Raw genomic sequence first — 18,834 nt, forward strand, 5'->3', positions numbered from 1 at the left:
GCGGCCGAAAACGCGCCTTGCCTGTCGTAGAGCGCAATATGAAGGGAAGCCGCCCGCGTACAGGCGATCGGCTTCCCTGCCCCCAATGCTCGGCTGGAGGGTCCGCCGCATCACGGCGCAGCGGACGCTTTCATGCTTCGCGTGAGCTCCCGTCAATGCTCCCAGAAATGCTTCTTGACCTCGGCATCGACCTGTCTTTCGGTCATGCCGATATCATCGATCAGTTCCGGCGCATCGACCGCCATATGGGCAAGCTGATCGCGGTAGTGCTGGCGATCGTCCCACATGGCAAAGAGACGCTTCGGGTGAAACCACTTGGTGATGCGGCCATCGCCGGGCTCGGACGTCTGTTCGACGTCCTCGGATACGGCGTGGTAGAAGTCGGACATGCCTGACAGAAGCTTGCTCATTGTCGTCCTCCCACGTGATGTTCAGCGCAAACTCTAGCCTCATAGAGCTATGCGGCAATCGCACATGTGCGGTGTTTTGCTTCCAGCATTTGTAGTATTTTGCTGGAGCCGCAGCAGAACGAACCGGTGGAACGACAAGGAGGCAGGTATGGCCCGCATCCTGACGCCTCGCTTTGTGCCTGCGGCCCTGTCGGATCGCGAGCGCGCGGTCGCCGAACGCTATGCCGCCGGCCTGACCTATCGCCAGATCGGCGAAGCGCTCTGCATTGCGCCCTCGACCGTGCGCAGCCATCTCGCGACGATCTACGGCAAGCTCGGCGTTCGTAACAAGATCGAGCTGGCGTCGGAGATAGCCGGGCCAGCCGAGGGACCGATCGCGGCAGCGACAGAGCAAGGACCACCGGTGCTCGCCCTGTTCCCGATCGAAAGCCTCAACGAGGAGCAACGTTGGCACCGGTTTGCCGACGGTCTTTCGTCGGATATCTGCGTCGATCTCGCGCGCTACGCCGATCTGCCCGTCGTCGCCTTTCACACCATGAAGCTGCTCGGCAATCGTTCGGAAAGTTACGATGACCACGTCCAGACGGTCGGCGCGACCTACGCGGTGACCGGCCAGGTGCGCGCCGACGACCGACAGGTGCGGCTGACGATCCAGCTCTCGGAAACGCGCTCCGGCATGACGCTATGGAGCGAACGCTACGACCGGCCGCTCGGAGACATCCTCGCGCTTCAGGACAATTTGACCGAGTGTGTCGTCAACGCGCTGGCAGGCTGCTTCGGCAAGCTGGCCGCACTCGGACGCAATGCCAGCCGCAGCAAGACGCCCGCGAAACTGCATTCCTACGATTACTATGTTCTCGGTGTCGAGCAGCTCAACCGGTTCAGCGCAGAGGGAAACGCCGCAGCAATCCGCCTCCTCACGCGGTCGCTCGAGCTTGACCCCGCACGGGTAAGGGCCTGGATCGAACTGGCTTATGCCTATTCCGTCCAGGCTTGCAACGGCTACGGCAGCGACCTTGGCACGACCATCGGGAACTGGCGATCGGCGGTCGAACAGGCCCTGCACCTCGATCCGACGAACCCCTTCGCCCACACCTGCCTTGGCGACCTCAAGGCATGCATGGGCGATCTCAAGGGTGCGGCCGACGCCCAGGCACTGGCGTTCCAGCACGGCAAACACAGTGCCGACACGCTGGCGCTTTTGGCCGGAAGCAAGGCTTTGGTGGCCGGAGATCCGGACGAAGCGATAGTGTTGATCGAAAAGGCGCTGTCCCTCAATCCGCTGGCGCCGCCCTGGTACTACGGCATGCGCGGCCGCGTCCTCTTCGTCACCGGACGCCACGCCGAGAGCCTTTCGGCGCTGGGACGCAGTTCGCAGGAATCGCCGAACACCCTCATGTTCCAGGCGATGGCCCAGGCTTTTGTCGGACAATCGTCCGAAGCGGCGAGCACTGCGCTAAGGCTCAAGACCGAGTTCCCGCTCTTTTCGGTCGACCGGTTCATCGCCGGCTACCCGGTCACCAATCCTCCGGCACTGCAAGCGGTCCAGGAAGGATCCCGGCTGGCGATGTTCGACTAGAGAACAGCAAAGGCGTGGCACGCCGGCACGGCTCTGGCAGCGGTGTGCTCCGTTACTTCTGCCGGCGGCAGTCGACGTCGCCCACGCGTTGCGCCGCCTCGCCTTCAAAGGTCACCGTCGCCTCGCCCTTTGCCGAGCAATCGCCCATGGGGCCGCTTCCGGCGCGGAAATGCACGACCGGCTGGCCCTCGATCATGATGCTCGGCACCACCTCGTAAAGTTCCGGTGGGCAGTTGGCGACGTCGGAGAGCCTGAGCGCCGGCTGGCCGCCGATCATGACGCTGGAGGCGCCCGAAAGCGCACAGGACGGGATCGGGGCCCGCGCCTCCCCGGCCATCGCCGACGGAGCCGGCAAGGCGGACCAAAGGCAGGCGATGACGGACATCGCAGATTTCATGATCCCCCTCCATGGGTCCGCGTCAGCGAAACCTATCACAAGGCCGCGCCGCCGCGCCTCAATATTCGGTGGGTACAGTCAAGAGCTCGGCATCGGGCGTATCGAGAAAGGCGCGGACGGTCTGGGGCATATGGCGCGAGCCGAAGGAAAGCACGCCGCAACGCGAGAGCATCTGGCGCAGGTCCGGCTGCTGGCCGAGAGAGCGCCAGATCATGCGCGAGGCATAGGGCAGGTTCTCCTTGCGCCAGGAGACGCCCATGGTGGTGCCGCGCAGATAGACGCGCTGGTGCACTTCGAATGGCAGAAGAATCGTCTGCGCCAGCATCGGCTCACGCCCGATGCTGCGCTCGGCGATGAAGATGCGGTTCCGCCAGAAGGTGACGAGCCCCACATATTTCGAGAATTGCTGGATCTCGTTTATCGGATCACGGATGCGCTCGATCGACTTCACCCGGATCGAACCCGCCTCCTCGTAGATCCGGGCCGAGGAGCAGACGACGAGCCCCGGCCAGGACGGCGAGACGTGATAGGTCTGATAGTAGCCGATGTGACGCCGGAGGCCGACGATATCGCCCGGGAAACCTTCGAGCAGCAGGCCGGCGTCCGAGCGATCGCGGTCTGGCCGCACCATCCGGGCTTGGAACTGTTTCGGGGTAAGCGAGAAGTCTTCGGCAGCGAGCCCGAAGAAGCGGGCGATGCGCGCGACATTGTGCGGCGACGGCCGCGCCTCGCCGCCGATATAGCGGTTGAATTGCTGCCGGTTGATGCCGATCTCGCGGCAAATCTGCGAAATCGAACGCCGTGTCGCGCAGGCAAAACGCAGATTGGCCGAGAAGATTTCGATGTCCTGCACGTCATTCCCCCAACATGTGCTCCCGTCGCGCCGACCGATGTGGCCCAGAGAGGTCGAGGGATAGCGTAAAAGAGCGTAAATCAGCGTCAAGTCGCGAAATTGTGCACGATCCCGCAGGCGCTAGGTTTTCCCTACAGCGCCACGCGTCTTGAGACGCGCGAAGATCGCTGCAGCACCTTGATCTGCTGCATGTTTTTGTCCTTCCATCGGCAGCGATTGTAGGAACTTGCAGGAGAACATCATACAAAAAGGGAACCTGGAAATGACCGACTTCACGAAGCGACCCGACGGCCTTCTTGTCCCGACTGGCCTTGCCCCGGCTGGCATCAGCCGGCGCGGCTTTCTGGCGGGCACGGCAGCGATTGGCCTTGCGGCCGGCCTTGGCGGCACGCTGACGGCCAAGGACGCGCGTGCCGAGGAGCCGAAGCGCGGCGGCCACCTGAAGCTCGGTCTCAAGGGCGGCGCCACCACCGATTCGCTCGACCCGGCCGCCTATAGCGGTTCCGTCTCCTTCGTCATCGGTCACCTCTGGGGCGACACGCTGGTCGAGTCCGACCCGAAGAGCGGCGCGCCGCTGCCGGCTCTTGCCGAATCCTGGGAACCCTCGGCGGATGCGTCCATGTGGACCTTCAAGATCCGCAGCGATGTCAGCTTCCATGACGGCAGCAAGCTGACCGTGGCCGACGTCGTCGCCACGCTGAAGCGCCATGCGGACGAAGGCTCGAAGTCCGGCGCGCTCGGGCTGATGCGCTCGATCAAGACGATCGAGGAAAAGGCCGGCGCGCTGGTGCTGACGCTGACCGAAGGCAATGCCGACCTGCCGCTGCTGCTGACCGATTATCACCTGATCATCCAGCCGAAGGGCGGCGTCGACAATCCGGCCTCGCCGATCGGCACCGGTCCCTACAAGCTTGCAAGCTACGAGGCCGGCCTGCGCGCCACCTTCGAGAAGAACGCCGATGACTGGCGCTCCGACCGCGGCTTCGTCGATTCGGTCGAGATCATCGTGATGAACGACACGACGGCGCGCATCGCGGCGCTTTCCTCGGGCCAGGTCCACTTCATCAACAACATCGATCCGAAGACGGTGCCTCTCCTGAAGCGGGCGCCGCGCGTCGAGATCCTGCGCACGGCCGGCAAGGGCTTCTACAGCTTCCTGATGCATTGCGACACCGCCCCCTTCGACAACAACGATTTGAGGCTGGCGCTGAAATACGCGGTCGATCGCCAGGCGATCCTCGACCGGGTGCTCGGCGGCTTCGGCACGCTCGGCAACGACTACCCCGTCAACGGCAACTACGCGCTGGCGCCCGAGGGCATCGAGCAGCGAGCCTATGACCCCGACAAGGCCGCCTTCCACTTCAAGAAGTCCGGCCACGACCGGCCGATCCTTCTGCGCACCTCCGACGCCGCCTTCCCCGGCGCGGCCGATGCTGCGGTCCTCTTCCAGGAAAGCGCCAAGAAGGCCGGCATCGAAATCGAAGTTAGGCGCGAGCCGGAGGACGGCTACTGGACCAATGTCTGGAACGTGCAGCCCTTCTGCGCCTCCTATTGGGGCGGCCGGCCGACGCAGGATTCGCGCTACTCCACCTCGTATCTCTCGACGGCCGAATGGAACGACACGCGCTTCAAGCGCGCGGATTTCGACAAGCTCCTGCTCCAGGCCCGCTCCGAGCTCGACGAGACCAAGCGCAAGGAGATGTACCACACCATGGCGATGACGGTGCGCGACGAAGGCGGCCTGATCCTGCCCGTCTTCAACGACTATGTGAACGCCGCCTCGGCCTCGCTGAAGGGCTTCGTCGACGACATCGGCAACGATCTTTCCAACGGCTACGTCGCCAGCCGCGTCTGGTTCGACAGCTAAGCAATTCCAGCGAAAGTGCAACGCGGTTTCGCGTCAGGAATTGCGAAAGGCAATGGAGCAGTTCGAGTGAAAGTAGGGGCGCCTTCGCGTCCCCAATTTGCCCGAGAGAACAAAGAGATAGTTAGAACGACATGTCCGAACGTGAATTCACCTTGATCGAGAACGAATGGATCCGGCTGAAGGACGGCACCCGGCTCGCCGCCCGCATCTGGATGCCCGCCGGCGCCGAAGCCGATCCGGTACCGGCCGTGCTTGAATACCTGCCCTACCGCAAACAGGGCGGCACGAGCCTGCGCGACGAATCCACCTATCCGGTCTTCGCGGCCGCCGGGATTGCCGGCGTGCGCGTCGACATTCGCGGCTGCGGCGAAAGCGATGGTGTCATCGACGGCGAGTATACACCGCGCGAGCTTGCCGACGGCTGCGAGATCATCGAATGGATCGCCGCGCAGCCCTGGTCCAACGGCAACGTCGGCATGATGGGCATCTCCTGGGGCGGCTTCAATTGCCTGCAGGTCGCCGCACTCAAGCCGCCGGCGCTGAAGGCCGTCATCTCCATCGCCTCGACGGTCGACCGCTACAATGACGACATCCACTACAAGAACGGCTGCCACCTCTCGGCACAGCTTTCCTGGGCAGCGACCATGCTCGGCTATCAGTCGCGCTCGCCGGACCCCGCAATCGTCGGCGACCGCTGGAAGGAAACGTGGCTGGAGCGGCTGGAGAACGAGCCCTTCTTCATGGAGGAATGGCTGGCACACCAGCGCCGCGACGCCTTCTGGCAACACGGCTCCATTTGCGAGGATTTCAACCAGGTCGAGATCCCGGCGCTCGTCATTGCCGGCTGGGCCGACGGCTACCGCAACACGCCGCTGAAGGCGGTCGAGGGCCTGGGCGACAAGGCGAAGGCGCTGATCGGCCCCTGGGTACACAAGTATCCGCACTTCGCCTTCCCGAAGCCGCGCGCCGATTTTCACGGCGAGGCGATCCGCTGGTGGAACCGCTGGCTGCGCGACGAGAAGAACGGCGCCGAGGATGGGCCGCAGGTGCGCGCCTATATTCTCGACGGTCCGCGCCCGTCGCTCCGGCGCGACAGCGATCCCGGCCGCTGGGTGGCGAAAGATGCCTGGACGTCCCCGGAAATGCAGCTCTTCGGCGTCTCCCATGACGGCAGGCTGACGCCGTCTGCCGGCGGAACCGGTATCGGCGAGATCTACCTGAAATCGCCGCTCGATACCGGCACGGCCTCCGGCGAATATTTCACGCTGAAGCCCGACGCCGAAATGGCCGGCGACCAGCGCATCGACGACGCCGGCTCGCTCACCTTCGAGACGGCACCGCTGCTCGAAGCCGCCGACTATCTCGGTCAGCCGGCGCTGACGGTCGAGGTCACCTGCCAGGCGGCAACCGCCAATCTCGCCGTCCGCCTCGTCGATGTGCATCCGGATGGAACCGCGACTCGCGTCGCCTTCGGCGTGCTCAACCTGGCGCATCGCGACGGCAACGCCCAGCCGCGGCCGATGGAGCCGGGCCGCAAGACGCGGATCACGCTGGTGCTCGATGCCTGCGGCTATCGCTTCCGCGCCGGCAACCGTATTCGCGTATCGCTCTCCACCTCCTATTGGCCGTTGATCCTGCCATCACCCACGGATCCGGGCCTGACGATCGATACATCAAGCCTGTCGCTGGCGCTGCCCCTGCTCGGCGCGCACAAGGAGATTGTCGTTCCCGAGCCGGCAAATCCGGACCCGCTGCCGAAATATCGCGAACTGACGCGCGGCAGCACCAGCCGGACGGTCGAGCGCGACATGACCCACGGCATGACGCACTACCGGATCTACGAGGACACCGGCCTTTCCGAACACCCGGATACGGGCCTCGCCACCCAGGACATTCGCGACGAAACCTGGTCGATCGCGCCTGACGATCCGCTTTCGATGATCGGCACCTCGACCTGGACTTGTGTCGCCAGGCGCGACGGCTGGTCGGTGCGCACGGTCTCGACCTCGACGCTCCATTGCACGGAGGGCGAATGGGTCACCGAAGCCGAGGTTGTCGCCTATGAGGGCGAAAACCGTATCTTCGAGAAGCATTTCAAGAAGCGGATCCGTCGCGATCTCATGTAGAACGCCAAGGAAAGCGGTGGGCCGCCGCCACGCCCGGTTCCCATCCGCCTCCTTGACACCGCCAAGAAAGGACTGTACCGATCGGTAAACAACTTACCAATCGGTACAGTCATGCGTCGTTTCTTCTCGCGTCATCAGCCTTCCGTTCACATCTCCCGCGGCCTGATCGCCGGCATCGGCGGCCTTGTCGCCATCGCCGCCGTCGGCGCGCTCACCAATCTCGTCGGCCATCCCATGCTGATGGCGCCGTTCGGAGCAAGCTGCGTCCTGATCTTCTCCGTCACCTCCAGCCCGCTGTCGCAGCCGGCCAATGTCGTCGGCGGCCATTTCGTCGCCACTCTCGTCGGTCTCGTTCTGAGGACTGTCTTCCCCAACGAATGGTGGGCGGTGGGGATCGCGGTCGGCGTGGCAATCGCGCTGATGGCGGCGCTGCGCATCACCCACCCGCCGGCCGGCGCCAATCCCCTCGTCGTCTTCTCGGCCGACCCCGGCTTCGAGTTCCTGCTCTTCCCGGTCCTGACCGGCTCGCTGATCCTCGTCGCCGTCGGCGCGCTGTTCCACCGTTTCGCCAAGGTCGAATATCCGCTGGTGAGGAAGCCGGCATGAGCCGCACCGTCGCCGAGCGCCAGGACGTTATCGCCATGTTGGCCGAGATCTTCCGCGAGCATGGTTATGACGGCGCGAGCCTCAGCCTGATTACCGACAAGACCGGCCTCGGAAAAGGCAGCCTCTACCACTTCTTCCCGGGCGGGAAGGAAGAGATGGCCGAAGCCGTGCTTGGCGACATCGCCGCCTGGTTCCGCACCCACATCTTCGACGCGCTGCGCAACACGGAAAATGCCGAGCAGGCGCTGGAGGCTATGTTTGCCGCCGTCGACAACTATTTCCGCCAGGGCCGCAGGCTCTGCCTGATGGGCGTGATCGCGGCGAGCGGCGCCCATGACCGCTTCGCGCGCGAACTCAACGGCTATTTCTCCGACTGGCGCGCCGATCTCGCCGTCACGCTCGAGCGCAACGGCACCCCCGGGGCCGAGTGCGCAGCCCTCGCCGAGGAGATCATCGGCGGTATCCAGGGTGCGCTGATCCTTGCCCGAAGCCTCGACGATCCCGGCGCTTTCGGCCGGGTGCTCGCTCGGCTGCAGAGCCGGTGCCTGCCTGCCCTATCGTGAAAAGCGAGATACGAGCGAAAAGCCGCCCGCGTATCACCCATTCGCACCGCTTGACGAAAATCAGATCACCACCTTGAGCCTGCCTTGACAAGCGCCTTTGCGCACGGATATTAACCGATGAGTTAAATAACTCTAAGGTTAAGGACTGGGCGCGTGGGGTGCCCTGGGAGGAGGATTCATGGCAGCGGCGACCGCGAACGCAAGGCGCAAGGAAATCGGCCTGGAGATCGTGCGCGACTTCGAGGCGCCTGTGGGCCTTGTCTTCAAGGTCTGGTCGACGCCCGAGCACATGCTGCGCTGGTGGGGTCCACGTGATTTCACGCCCCATTCGGTCAACATGGATTTCCGTCCGGGCGGTGCATGGCGCGCCTGCATCCGTTCACCCGAAGGCCGCGACTACTGGATGGGCGGTGTCTATCGCGAAGTGCGGGAGCCGGAGAAGCTCGTCTTCACCTTCGCCTGGGACGAAGAGGGCGAGCCCGGCAGCGATACGCTCATCACCGTTTCCTTTGCCGATATCGGCGGCAAGACCCGGCTGGTCTTCCAGCAAACACCATTCGAGACCATCGACGAGCGCGACTCGCACCAGGAAGGCTGGGGCGAGTGCCTCGACAGGCTCAGGGACTATGTCGAACATGGCTGAGATCACAAATCCGCAAGACACAAGCGGACTCGGCCCGAAGGCAACCCGGCGCGAATGGATCGGGCTGGCCAAGGCGGGCGATCACGACACGGGCGGTGACGCGGCGCTCGTCGATAAGCCGGCGCCGTCGGGCAATATCGGATAACACGCCGCGGCGACGGCCGCCGCGGCAGCCATAGCAATTCAGTGTCCACCGGCGCCGGCCATCCAGCCGGAGAACGATGACGCGCGCCCAATCTCAGGGAGGAAACCGATGAAAAAGCTCTATCGCGGCAGTTGCCATTGCGGCGCCGTCACCTTCGCATGCCAGCTCGATCTCGCAGCGGGCATCCGCCGCTGCAATTGCTCCTTCTGCGCCAAGACACGGATGCAGAAGGCCTTCGCCCTTCGAGAGGAATTCGAGATCACCGCCGGCAAGGACAGGCTCTCGGCCTATCGCGCCGAAAACTCCAACTGGCGCGAGGGCGACGTCGATCACTATTTCTGCAGCCGCTGCGGCGTCAGGCCCTTCTCGCGCGGCTATCTCGAGGATTTCCTCGGGCATTTCTACGCGGTCAACGTCGCCTGCCTGGATGGCCTCAGCGACGCCGAACTCGGCGAAGCGCCACTGATCTACGAGAACGGCCGTATCGACGACTATGTCAATCCGCCGGCCGACACGCGTTTCATGTGACCGTCTCGAAACAGGCGCCGGGACATCAGGCGATCGTGAGTGCACGCAACGCCGCCAGCGCCCGCTCCGCATCGGCCTCCGGCACGAAGATATGATCGTGATAATAGGCCGCAATCACGTTGGCGCTGATGCCCTCGCGCGTCAGCGCCGCCGAGACGGCCGCAGTCAGGCCGACGGCTTCAAGCGCGGAATGCACGTTGAGTGTGATGCGCCGGAGCAGCGGACCGTAATCGAGCCCCGCCTCGTCCGCATCGCTGCGGGCAAGCACCAGCGTCAACCCTTCATCCTCGCGATAGGTGGCCAGCGGTTCCAGCGCCTGATAGCGCGCAACATCCCGATAGGCGACCGTGCAATAGACGTAGGTCTGTGGAAGCAGGACCGGGCTCATGGTCGCCAGCAACTTCGCGAGATCCGTTTCTCCGGCCATGACGCTCTCCTGTTTCGAACCGCTGCTTCGAATGAAGTGGTAGCGGATCGTCACGTTGGCGTGAAGCACGCGATCGCGATTTGACCATTGTCATTCCCGTGAAAACATGAGGTCATCAAGCGCCCGAAGCCGAAAACGGGTGGCGGAGGAAGATGAAAATGATGACCTGCAGCAAGTCGAGACACACCTCGGGCGGACTCGTGATGCTGGCTGCTGCTGTCGCCGCGCTGCTGGCCTCAGCGCCGATCGCCGCCGCCCAGGAACCGGCCGTCGTCATCCCGCCACCATCGCTCGATGAGAAGGTCTCCGGAACGACGGAGATCGCCGTCTTCGCCGGCGGCTGCTTCTGGGGCGTCCAGGGCGTCTTCCAGCATGTCAAAGGCGTCAGAAACGCCGTCTCCGGCTATTCCGGCGGCAGCCGCGAGACCGCCGATTACGAGACGGTGAGCGGCGGCAAGACCGGCCACGCGGAATCGGTGGAAGTAACCTACGATCCGCGCGAGGTGACCTATGGGCGGCTGCTGCAGGTCTTCTTCTCCGTCGCCCACCATCCGACGCAGCTCAACTACCAGGGACCGGATCATGGCACCCAGTATCGATCGGCCGTCTTCACAGTTACCGCTGAGCAGAAGCGCATCGCCGATGCCTATATTGCCGAGCTCGGCAAGTCAGGCGCGTTCCCGGCAAGGATCGTCACGGAGGTCACGCCGTTCAAGGGCTTCTACGCCGCCGAAGACTATCACCAGGACTTTCTGGCCCGGAACCCGACGCATCCCTACATCGTCTATAACGACCTGCCCAAGATCGAGAACCTGCGGGCGCTCTTCCCGCAAGCCTTCCGGGCAAATCCGGCGCTGGTGTTCAAGGTGAAGAGCTGAGCATTCCCCAACAATTCTGAAGCGGTGGGCCGCAAACGCGTCGTACCGGATCGCGACGTCAGCGGGTACCGACGAGAACCGCAACGCCCTCGGCCAGCCGCCGGAACCCCTCGCGCGCGCCCTCGCTCATGTGCCGCGCCCGCAGCCAGGCATGGATCATCTGCGGTTCTTCGCGGAAGGTGACGTTGACGCCCGCCATGGCAAGGCGAGCGGCATAGATGCGGGCGTCATCGCGCAAGGGGTCGAAGAAGGCGCCGGTGATATAGGTGGGCGGCAAGCCAGAGAGATCCTTTTCCGCCAAGGGTGCCGCGAACGGATTGTCGGCCGGCGCCTGCAGGATCTTGCGATAGTAGCGGGTGTCGGCGGTCGTCAGTCCCGGCGCCTCGGCCATTTCCACATAGGAGCCGGAGACCAGATCGCCGCCGAGCCCGGGATAGATCAGCACCTGGCCAACGACGCCGGTGAGCCCTTCGGCCCGAGCCTTGAGCACGATGCCTGCCGTCAGATTGCCGCCGGCGCTGTCGCCGGCAACGACGACCGGGCGACCGCCGGACAGGAGCTCGCGGAGCACCGCGTAGCAATCCTCGAAGGCCGCCGGCCAGACATGCTTCGGCGCCAGGCGGTAGTCGATCGATACCAGTTCGGCCTGGGCAAAGTCGGCAAGCTCGGCACAGATGGCGTCGTGGCTGTCGAGCGAGCCGACGACGAAGCCGCCGCCATGAATGTAATAGATGCGCGTCTCGGTCGAGACCGTCGCCGGGCGATAGCGCCGGATCGGGATGCGGCCGTCGACGAGTGTGTCTTCGCGCGTGAGACCGGCCGGGCTCGGCGCATCGAATTCGGCGCAGAGCGCATCGTACCATTTGCGCTGCTGCTCGATCGAGGCATCGACCGCGTCGGCGGGATAGAAGTCCTCGCAGCGGCGGTGAAAGGCGAGGATCCCCTCCTCCGTCGGCATCGGCCGCTTGGTCGCCTGGTCCATGTCTTCCTCCCACTGATCCCGCTCTTGCGCGCAAGCTTATCACCGCCGCCCCGGCTCCCTGTCCGAAAACCGACATGGGCGGAAAAAACGACCGATCGATCCGCATGCGTTTCGCCGCTTGCCAGCCCCGCCCCGCACCTATTAACTCGCGCCATGGCCTTCACATTTCGACAGTTGCAGTATTTCGTCGCCGTCGCCGAACAGGGTTCGATCACCCGCGCGGCGCAGAACCTTTCGATCTCGCAATCCTCGATCACCGAAGCGATCAAGGAGCTCGAAGGCGATCTTGGCGTCGAACTCTTCGACCGGCATCCGCGCGGCCTGTCGATCACCCACAACGGCCACCAGTTCCTGCGCCATGCGACGAAAATCCTCGCCAATGTCTCGGACGCCAGGCGCAGCTTTTCCGACAGCCGCGAGGAGACCGGCGGCAAGCTCAATCTCGGCGTCACTTCGCTGGTCGCCGGCTACGTGCTTTCCGATCTGCTCGCGCGCTATCGCCGCGCCTGCCCCGGCGTCGAGGTCAGCGCCATCGAGGACAACGGCTCCTATCTCGAACATCTCCTGATCGGCGGCGAACTCGACGTCGCCGTCATGGTCATCTCCAACCTGCGCGATCGCATGGCGCTGCAGGCGGAAATCCTCGAAACCTCGCCCTATCGCCTGTGGCTGCCGATCGGCCATCCGCTGGTCAGCGCCGACATCATCTCCGTCAGCGATATCGCCAGGGAGCCGCTGATCATGCTGACGGTGGATGAAATCGAGGAGAACACCGGCAAGCTGCTGACCGCGCTCGGCGCCCGCCCGCATGTGGCCTTCCGCACCCGCTCGGTCGAAGCGGTGCGCAGCCTGGTCGCGACCGGTGCCGGCATCGCGCTCCTGCCCGACCTCGTCTACCGCCCCTGGTCGCTTGAAGGCGACCGCATCGAAAGCCGCGACGTCTCGGGCGCACTTCCGGTCGTGCAGGTCGGCATGGTCTGGCGCAAGGGCTCCAGCCTGCCACAATCGGCCCGCGATTTCGTCGGCATCGCCGAGGCGCTCAGAAGCGCACGTCCGCGCTAATCATCTGCTTTTTCAAGAGTTTTACGCCTGGATGCCGCGCCTTCGGAGTAAAGATATCGGAAAAACCGAAAGCGACATTCTGATTAATGAATTTGCGAATACGGAGAAATCAAGGCACGCTTCATCTTGGGAACGAAGCCGCAAAATGCGGCTCAAAAACTGGGAGAATTCAGATGAAGCAGATGCTCAAATCCTGCACGGCATTGACCCTGTCGCTCGGCCTTGTCGGCCCGGCCTTCGCGCAGGAGCCGCTGAAGGAACTCGGCAAGGGGGAAGGCGAGCTCTCCATCGTCGCCTGGTCCGGCTACATCGAGCGCGGCGAAACCGACAAGAACTACGACTGGGTCACGGATTTCGAAAAGCAGACGGGCTGCAAGGTCAGCGTCAAGACGGCAGCGACCTCGGATGAAATGGTCGCGCTGATGAACGAAGGCGGCTTCGACCTCGTCACCGCCTCGGGCGACGCCTCGCTGCGTCTCGTCGCCGGCAAGCGCGTGCAGCCGATCAACACCGACCTCATCCCGAGCTGGAAGACGATCGACGAGCGCATGCAGAACGCCCCCTGGCACACCGTCGACGGCGTTCACTACGGCGTCCCCTATGTCTGGGGCCCGAACGTACTGATGTACAACAAGGATGCCTTCAAGGGCGAAGCGCCGAAGAGCTGGAACGTCGTGTTCGAGGAAATGACGCTCCCCGACGGCAAGTCCAACAAGGGCCGCGTTCAGGCCTATGACGGTCCGATCCATGTCGCCGATGCCGCTAACTACCTGATGAAGCACAAGCCGGAATTGGGCATCAAGGATCCCTACGAGCTGAACGAGGACCAGTACAAGGCAGCCCTCGATCTCTTGCGCACCCAGCGCACGCTCGTCGGCCGCTACTGGCATGACGCGATGATCCAGATCGACGACTTCAAGAACGAAGGCGTCGTCGCTTCCGGCTCCTGGCCATTCCAGGTCAACCTGATGGAAGCCGAGAAGCTGCCGATCGCCTCGACCATTCCGGAAGAAGGCGTCACGGGGTGGGCAGACACGACCATGCTGCATGCCGAAAGCCAGCATCCGAATTGCGCCTACATGTGGATGGAGCACTCGCTGTCGCCGAAGGTCCAGGGTGACGTCTCCGCCTGGTTCGGCGCAAACCCGTCCGTTGGTGCTGCCTGCAAGGGCAACGACCTTTTGACCGATGCCGGCTGCAAGACCAATGGCTACGAAGACTTCGACAAGGTGAAGTTTTGGAAGACGCCGGTGACGAAGTGCGCAAGCCAGGGCGAATGCGTGCCCTATCACCGCTGGGTCTCCGACTATATCGGCGTGATCGGCGGCCGCTGAACCGTCGCGACATATCGCAAGCATCGCCCCTCACCCTGGCCCTCTCCCCGCACGCGGGGAGAGGGAACGCCTCCGGCCAAGCATCGCGTGACCTTGAGGCAAGACGCCGGCCACGAGTCCCCTTCGCCCCGCCTGCGGGGAGAAGGTGCTCGGCAGGCGGATGAAGGGTACTTCCCCTCACCGCGGGGATGAGGGGCTGGAATCCTGGAGCAGTTTGATGACCACCGCCGTTCTCTTCGACAATGTTTCCCGCCACTTCGGCGCCGTGCGCGCCGTCGATGGCGTGAACCTCGAAATCGCCGAGGGCGAGTTTTTCGCCATGCTCGGCCCCTCCGGCTCGGGCAAGACCACCTGCCTGCGCCTGATGGCCGGCTTCGAGCAGCCGACCGGCGGCCATATCGAGATCTTCGGCGAAACGGCCGAGGGCGTGCCGCCCTATCGCCGCAGCGTCAACACCGTCTTCCAGGACTATGCGCTCTTCCCGCATCTCTCGATCCTCGACAACGTCGCCTACGGGCTGATGGTCAAGGGCGTCGGCCGCGAGGAACGCCGCAAGGCGGCCGAGGACGCGCTCGCCATGGTCAAGCTGCCAGGCTATGGCACCCGCCGCCCCGGCCAGCTCTCCGGCGGCCAGCGCCAGCGCGTTGCGCTTGCCCGCGCGCTGGTCAACAAGCCGAAGGTGCTGCTACTCGACGAGCCGCTCGGCGCACTCGACCTGAAGCTGCGCGAGCAGATGCAGGAGGAACTGAAGAGCCTGCAGAAATCGCTCGGCATCACCTTCGTCTTCGTCACCCACGACCAGGGCGAGGCGCTGTCGATGGCCGATCGCATCGCCGTCTTCAACGATGGCCGCATCCAGCAGCTCGGCCGCCCGGAAGATGTCTACAAGCAGCCGAAGACGCGGTTCGTTGCCGATTTCGTCGGCTCCTCCAACGTGCTGCCGCAAAAGCTCTGCCAGCGGCTGGGGCTGAAGACGCCCTTTGCCAGCCTGCGCCCGGAGGCGATCGCCATCGCAGCACCCGCCGATGGCGCACTCAGCCTCTCCGGCACCGTCTCCGCCCATAGTTTCCTCGGCGCCGTCAATCGCGTCGTCGTCGATGTCGACGGCGCCCGTGTTGCCGTCGCCTGCCCCGCAGCGTTCGCCGTGCCTGCGGTCGGCAGCCCCGTCACCATCAGCTTCGCCGCTAACGAGCTGCACCCGATGGAGGACGCATGACCGCCTTTGCCGAACCCCTCGTGCTGCCGGAACGCCGCGGCCCCGCCGGTCGCCTGTCGGACTTCTTCTGGCGCCACCCGCATCTGCTTCTGATGGTGCTGCTCGCCCCGCCGCTGCTCTGGCTCGGCATCGTCTATCTCGGTTCGCTCTTTGCGCTGCTTCTCCAGAGCTTTTTCTCGATCGACGACTTCTCCGGCCTCATCAATTACGAGTTCACGCTGGCGACCTATCAGCAGCTCCTCAGCGAAACCAATCTCGACATCATCCTGCGCACCGTGCTGATGGCGGCGACCGTCACGCTCGCTTCCGCCGTCATCGCCTTCCCGATCGCCTATTATGCCGCCCGCTATGCGCAGGGAAAATGGAAGGTGCTCTTCTATCTCGGCGTCATGCTGCCGCTGTGGTCGAGCTATCTGGTCAAGATCTACGCCTGGAAGCTGATCCTCGCCAAGGAAGGCATCCTTACCTGGATCTTTGAAAAGCTGCACCTGCTCTGGCTGCTCGACGGCTGGCTGTCGCTGCCCGTCGTTGGCGGCAACTCGCTCTCGGTCAGCTACACCGGCACCTTCATCGTCTTCGTCTATGTCTGGCTGCCATTCATGATCCTGCCGATCCAGGCAGCGCTGGAACGCGTGCCCGGCAACCTGATCGAGGCCTCCTCCGACCTCGGCGGCACGCCGGCGCAGACCTTCCGCTTCGTGCTCTTCCCTCTGGCTTTGCCCGGCATCGTCGCCGGCTCGATCTTCACGTTTTCGCTGACGCTCGGCGACTACATCATCCCGCAGATCGTCGGCTCGTCGCGCCTGTTTATCGGCCAGGCGGTCTATGCCCAGCAGGGCACGGCCGGCAACATCCCGCTCGCCGCCGCCTTTACCGTCGTGCCAATCGTCATCATGGGTGCCTATCTCTTCATGGCCAAACGCATGGGGGCCTTCGATGCGCTCTGATCGCCTGAACCGCTCGCCAATGGGCCTGAAGATCGCGGCCGCCGCCGGCCTCGCCTTCCTGCACCTGCCGATCCTCTTGATCTTCCTCTATGCGTTTACGACGGAGGAAAAGAGCTATCAGTTCCCGCCGCCGGGACTGACGACGCAATGGTTCGCCGTTGCCTGGAACAGGCCCGATGTCTGGGCGGCGCTGACCCTTTCGGTCAAGGTCGCCTCGATCGCCACCGCCATGGCGCTGGTGCTCGGCACGCTCTGCGCCGCAGCCGTCAGCCAGACGCGCTTCTTCGGCCGGGAGGCGATCTCGCTACTCGTCATCCTGCCGATCGCCCTGCCCGGCATCATCACCGGCATCGCGCTCCGCTCCGCCTTCTCGATGGCCGACATCCCCTTCTCCTTCTGGACCATCGTACTCGGCCACGCGACCTTCTGCATCGTCGTCGTCTACAACAATGCGGTTGCCCGCTTCCGGCGGATCTCCGGCTCGCTGATCGAAGCGTCGATGGATCTCGGCGCCGACGGCTTCCAGACCTTCCGCTACATCATCCTTCCGAACATCGGCACGGCGCTACTCGCCGGCGGCATGCTCGCCTTCGCGCTGTCCTTCGACGAGGTGATCGTCACCACCTTTACCGCCGGACAGCAATCGACCCTGCCGATCTGGATGCTCGAAGAGCTGATCCGCCCGCGCCAGCGGCCGGTGACAAATGTCGTCGCCATGGTCGTGGTGCTCGTTACCTTCCTGCCGATCCTCGGCGCCTACTACCTCACCCGCGACGGCGACCAGATCGCCGGCGCCGGCAAGTAACTCGACTTTCAAGGGAGAACAGACATGGACACCCAACTGCTGATCGGATCGCGCTTCGAGGCCGGCACCGAGGCCGACGAACACATCCTGAACCCGCGGACGGGCGGCAAGATCGTCGACCTGGCGGAAGCCTCGCACACCCAGGTCGAGGCGGCGGTCGACGCCGCCGAAAGCGCCTTCCCCACCTGGTCGCAGACCACACCTGCGGAGCGCTCCAACTATCTCTTGAAGATCGCCGACGCGATCGAGAAGGAGGCCGACGGCTTTGCGGCGCTCGAAGCGCTGAACTGCGGCAAGCCGATCAACGCCGTGAAGAACGACGAGCTTCCGGCGATCGTCGACTGCTGGCGCTTCTTCGCCGGCGCCGTGCGCAACCTGCATGCGCCGACCGCAGGCGAATACCTGCCCGGCCACACCTCGATGATCCGCCGCGACCCGATCGGCATCGTCGGCTCGATCGCACCCTGGAACTACCCGTTGATGATGATGGCCTGGAAGCTGGCGCCGGCGATCGCCGGCGGCAACACGGTCGTCTTCAAGCCTTCCGAACAGACGCCGCTGACGGCGCTGAAGCTCGCGCGCATCCTCGCCGATATCCTGCCCGAAGGCGTCGTCAACGTCATTACCGGCCGCGGCGAAACCGTCGGCAATGCGCTGATCAACCATCCGAAAATCTCGATGGTCTCGATCACCGGCGACATCGCCACCGGCAAGAAGGTGCTGGCGGCGGCCGCCAAGACCGTCAAGCGCACCCATCTCGAACTCGGCGGCAAGGCCCCGGTCATCGTCTATGACGACGCCGACCTCGAAGCCGCCGTCAACGGCATCCGCACCTTCGGCTATTACAATGCCGGCCAGGATTGCACTGCCGCCTGCCGCATCTATGCCGAAGCGGGCATCTACGAGAAACTGGTCGCCGACCTCACATCGGCGGTCTCGACGATCCGCTACAATCTCGCCGACGACACCGAAAACGAAATCGGCCCGCTGATCTCGCGCCGCCAGCGCGACCGTGTCGCGAGCTTCGTCGAGCGTGCCGCCGACCAGAAGCACATCGAGATCACCACCGGCGGCAGCGCCGGCAGTTCGGACGGCTTCTTCTTCCAGCCGACGGTGGTCGCCGGCGCAACCCAGGACGACGAGATCGTCCGGCGCGAAGTCTTCGGCCCGGTCGTCTCGATCACCCGCTTTGCCGGCAAGGACGATGCGATCGCCTGGGCGAACGACAGCGATTACGGCCTCGCCTCCTCCGTCTGGACCAAGGATATCTCCAAGGCGATGAAGGCCGCCTCGCGCCTGCAATATGGCTGCACCTGGATCAACACCCACTTCATGCTGACCAACGAGATGCCGCACGGCGGCGTCAAGCAGTCGGGCTACGGCAAGGACATGTCGGTCTACGCGCTCGAGGACTACACCGCTGTTCGCCACATCATGATCAACCACGGCTGAGGCTCAGCGCATCG

20 protein-coding genes are annotated in these 18,834 nt (G+C 64.2%); 15 read left to right on the forward strand and 5 right to left on the reverse strand.

Translation table 11 applies throughout. From position 1 onward, the window contains the following. Positions 1-152: 152 nt before the first annotated feature. Complete coding sequence (locus AC1Z3V_RS30485) at positions 153-410, reverse strand: DUF1127 domain-containing protein (protein ID WP_429806425.1); 258 nt, start codon at positions 408-410, stop codon at positions 153-155. Between the two features lie 148 nt (positions 411-558). Here AC1Z3V_RS30485 and AC1Z3V_RS30490 point away from each other — a divergent pair, with 148 nt between their 5' ends. Next, on the forward strand, positions 559-1,989 hold the full coding sequence (locus AC1Z3V_RS30490; RefSeq protein ID WP_483503699.1) for a LuxR C-terminal-related transcriptional regulator: 1,431 nt from the start codon (positions 559-561) through the stop codon (positions 1,987-1,989). A gap of 52 nt (positions 1,990-2,041) precedes the next feature. On the opposite strand, the gene AC1Z3V_RS30495 is transcribed toward AC1Z3V_RS30490, so the two are convergent. Both AC1Z3V_RS30495 and AC1Z3V_RS30500 read right to left on the reverse strand, forming a co-directional pair. Next, on the reverse strand, positions 2,042-2,386 hold the full coding sequence (locus AC1Z3V_RS30495) for a PAAR domain-containing protein (RefSeq protein WP_483503700.1): 345 nt from the start codon (positions 2,384-2,386) through the stop codon (positions 2,042-2,044). Between the two features lie 58 nt (positions 2,387-2,444). Continuing rightward, on the reverse strand, positions 2,445-3,230 hold the full coding sequence (locus tag AC1Z3V_RS30500) for a helix-turn-helix domain-containing protein (protein ID WP_483504182.1): 786 nt from the start codon (positions 3,228-3,230) through the stop codon (positions 2,445-2,447). 271 nt (positions 3,231-3,501) lie between these two features. Here AC1Z3V_RS30500 and AC1Z3V_RS30505 point away from each other — a divergent pair, with 271 nt between their 5' ends. The 7 genes from AC1Z3V_RS30505 (at position 3,502) to AC1Z3V_RS30535 (ending at position 9,717) form a co-directional block, all read left to right on the forward strand. Beyond that, entirely contained in the window at positions 3,502-5,106 is a 1,605-nt protein-coding gene (locus AC1Z3V_RS30505) for an ABC transporter substrate-binding protein (RefSeq protein WP_483503702.1), read from the forward strand. A gap of 131 nt (positions 5,107-5,237) precedes the next feature. After that, positions 5,238-7,232: a CocE/NonD family hydrolase gene (locus AC1Z3V_RS30510; RefSeq protein ID WP_483503704.1), complete on the forward strand. Its 1,995-nt coding sequence runs from the start codon at positions 5,238-5,240 to the stop codon at positions 7,230-7,232. 111 nt (positions 7,233-7,343) lie between these two features. Beyond that, positions 7,344-7,838, forward strand: coding sequence for an HPP family protein (locus tag AC1Z3V_RS30515; RefSeq protein WP_483503706.1), 495 nt, complete (start codon positions 7,344-7,346; stop codon positions 7,836-7,838). Next, a complete protein-coding gene (locus tag AC1Z3V_RS30520; protein ID WP_483503708.1) occupies positions 7,835-8,401 on the forward strand; it encodes a TetR/AcrR family transcriptional regulator in 567 nt (188 codons plus the stop codon). Before AC1Z3V_RS30515 ends, AC1Z3V_RS30520 begins: the two co-directional genes overlap by 4 nt. A 178-nt stretch (positions 8,402-8,579) precedes the next feature. Continuing rightward, positions 8,580-9,044: an SRPBCC family protein gene (locus AC1Z3V_RS30525; RefSeq protein ID WP_483503710.1), complete on the forward strand. Its 465-nt coding sequence runs from the start codon at positions 8,580-8,582 to the stop codon at positions 9,042-9,044. Beyond that, on the forward strand, positions 9,037-9,189 hold the full coding sequence (locus AC1Z3V_RS30530; protein WP_483503712.1) for a hypothetical protein: 153 nt from the start codon (positions 9,037-9,039) through the stop codon (positions 9,187-9,189). Before AC1Z3V_RS30525 ends, AC1Z3V_RS30530 begins: the two co-directional genes overlap by 8 nt. 108 nt (positions 9,190-9,297) lie before the next feature. Next, a complete protein-coding gene (locus tag AC1Z3V_RS30535; protein WP_483503713.1) occupies positions 9,298-9,717 on the forward strand; it encodes a GFA family protein in 420 nt (139 codons plus the stop codon). A gap of 25 nt (positions 9,718-9,742) precedes the next feature. Here AC1Z3V_RS30535 and AC1Z3V_RS30540 read toward each other — a convergent pair whose 3' ends face one another. Next, on the reverse strand, positions 9,743-10,144 hold the full coding sequence (locus tag AC1Z3V_RS30540; RefSeq protein WP_483503715.1) for an ACT domain-containing protein: 402 nt from the start codon (positions 10,142-10,144) through the stop codon (positions 9,743-9,745). A 158-nt stretch (positions 10,145-10,302) separates the two neighbouring features. On the opposite strand from AC1Z3V_RS30540, the gene msrA reads away from it, so the two are divergent. Next, positions 10,303-11,022: a peptide-methionine (S)-S-oxide reductase MsrA gene (gene msrA / locus AC1Z3V_RS30545; RefSeq protein ID WP_483503717.1), complete on the forward strand. Its 720-nt coding sequence runs from the start codon at positions 10,303-10,305 to the stop codon at positions 11,020-11,022. Between the two features lie 58 nt (positions 11,023-11,080). On the opposite strand, the gene AC1Z3V_RS30550 is transcribed toward msrA, so the two are convergent. Continuing rightward, positions 11,081-12,004, reverse strand: a complete 924-nt coding sequence (locus tag AC1Z3V_RS30550; RefSeq protein ID WP_483503719.1) for an alpha/beta hydrolase — start codon at positions 12,002-12,004, stop codon at positions 11,081-11,083. A gap of 153 nt (positions 12,005-12,157) precedes the next feature. On the opposite strand from AC1Z3V_RS30550, the gene AC1Z3V_RS30555 reads away from it, so the two are divergent. From AC1Z3V_RS30555 to AC1Z3V_RS30580, 6 genes are all read left to right on the forward strand, one after another. Beyond that, a complete protein-coding gene (locus tag AC1Z3V_RS30555; protein ID WP_483503721.1) occupies positions 12,158-13,066 on the forward strand; it encodes a LysR family transcriptional regulator in 909 nt (302 codons plus the stop codon). Between the two features lie 173 nt (positions 13,067-13,239). After that, complete coding sequence (locus AC1Z3V_RS30560; protein ID WP_483503723.1) at positions 13,240-14,400, forward strand: ABC transporter substrate-binding protein; 1,161 nt, start codon at positions 13,240-13,242, stop codon at positions 14,398-14,400. A gap of 217 nt (positions 14,401-14,617) precedes the next feature. Beyond that, the gene (locus tag AC1Z3V_RS30565) at positions 14,618-15,616 is read left to right on the forward strand and encodes an ABC transporter ATP-binding protein (RefSeq protein WP_483503725.1); all 999 of its coding nucleotides are present in this window, start codon (positions 14,618-14,620) and stop codon (positions 15,614-15,616) included. After that, positions 15,613-16,563 carry an ABC transporter permease gene (locus AC1Z3V_RS30570; protein ID WP_483503727.1) on the forward strand — a complete coding sequence of 317 codons (951 nt, stop codon included), beginning with the start codon at positions 15,613-15,615 and terminating at the stop codon, positions 16,561-16,563. Before AC1Z3V_RS30565 ends, AC1Z3V_RS30570 begins: the two co-directional genes overlap by 4 nt. Continuing rightward, entirely contained in the window at positions 16,553-17,368 is an 816-nt protein-coding gene (locus tag AC1Z3V_RS30575) for an ABC transporter permease (protein ID WP_483503729.1), read from the forward strand. Before AC1Z3V_RS30570 ends, AC1Z3V_RS30575 begins: the two co-directional genes overlap by 11 nt. A gap of 24 nt (positions 17,369-17,392) precedes the next feature. Next, on the forward strand, positions 17,393-18,820 hold the full coding sequence (locus AC1Z3V_RS30580; protein ID WP_483503731.1) for a gamma-aminobutyraldehyde dehydrogenase: 1,428 nt from the start codon (positions 17,393-17,395) through the stop codon (positions 18,818-18,820). The last annotated feature ends 14 nt before the right edge of the window (positions 18,821-18,834 follow it).

It is taken from the genome of Ensifer sp. 38_S197 (assembly GCF_056924495.1).

Coding starts and splice junctions, on each gene's coding strand:
- AC1Z3V_RS30490 (WP_483503699.1), top strand. CDS start 559: ATGGCCCGCATCCTGACGCCTCGCTTTGTGCCTGCGGCCCTGTCGGAT.
- AC1Z3V_RS30525 (WP_483503710.1), top strand. CDS start 8,580: ATGGCAGCGGCGACCGCGAACGCAAGGCGCAAGGAAATCGGCCTGGAG.
- AC1Z3V_RS30560 (WP_483503723.1), top strand. CDS start 13,240: ATGAAGCAGATGCTCAAATCCTGCACGGCATTGACCCTGTCGCTCGGC.
- AC1Z3V_RS30535 (WP_483503713.1), top strand. CDS start 9,298: ATGAAAAAGCTCTATCGCGGCAGTTGCCATTGCGGCGCCGTCACCTTC.
- AC1Z3V_RS30550 (WP_483503719.1), bottom strand. CDS start 12,004: ATGGACCAGGCGACCAAGCGGCCGATGCCGACGGAGGAGGGGATCCTC.
- AC1Z3V_RS30530 (WP_483503712.1), top strand. CDS start 9,037: ATGGCTGAGATCACAAATCCGCAAGACACAAGCGGACTCGGCCCGAAG.
- AC1Z3V_RS30495 (WP_483503700.1), bottom strand. CDS start 2,386: ATGAAATCTGCGATGTCCGTCATCGCCTGCCTTTGGTCCGCCTTGCCG.
- AC1Z3V_RS30515 (WP_483503706.1), top strand. CDS start 7,344: ATGCGTCGTTTCTTCTCGCGTCATCAGCCTTCCGTTCACATCTCCCGC.
- AC1Z3V_RS30540 (WP_483503715.1), bottom strand. CDS start 10,144: ATGGCCGGAGAAACGGATCTCGCGAAGTTGCTGGCGACCATGAGCCCG.
- AC1Z3V_RS30575 (WP_483503729.1), top strand. CDS start 16,553: ATGCGCTCTGATCGCCTGAACCGCTCGCCAATGGGCCTGAAGATCGCG.
- AC1Z3V_RS30580 (WP_483503731.1), top strand. CDS start 17,393: ATGGACACCCAACTGCTGATCGGATCGCGCTTCGAGGCCGGCACCGAG.
- AC1Z3V_RS30505 (WP_483503702.1), top strand. CDS start 3,502: ATGACCGACTTCACGAAGCGACCCGACGGCCTTCTTGTCCCGACTGGC.
- AC1Z3V_RS30510 (WP_483503704.1), top strand. CDS start 5,238: ATGTCCGAACGTGAATTCACCTTGATCGAGAACGAATGGATCCGGCTG.
- AC1Z3V_RS30565 (WP_483503725.1), top strand. CDS start 14,618: ATGACCACCGCCGTTCTCTTCGACAATGTTTCCCGCCACTTCGGCGCC.
- AC1Z3V_RS30555 (WP_483503721.1), top strand. CDS start 12,158: ATGGCCTTCACATTTCGACAGTTGCAGTATTTCGTCGCCGTCGCCGAA.
- AC1Z3V_RS30570 (WP_483503727.1), top strand. CDS start 15,613: ATGACCGCCTTTGCCGAACCCCTCGTGCTGCCGGAACGCCGCGGCCCC.
- AC1Z3V_RS30520 (WP_483503708.1), top strand. CDS start 7,835: ATGAGCCGCACCGTCGCCGAGCGCCAGGACGTTATCGCCATGTTGGCC.
- AC1Z3V_RS30485 (WP_429806425.1), bottom strand. CDS start 410: ATGAGCAAGCTTCTGTCAGGCATGTCCGACTTCTACCACGCCGTATCC.
- msrA (WP_483503717.1), top strand. CDS start 10,303: ATGATGACCTGCAGCAAGTCGAGACACACCTCGGGCGGACTCGTGATG.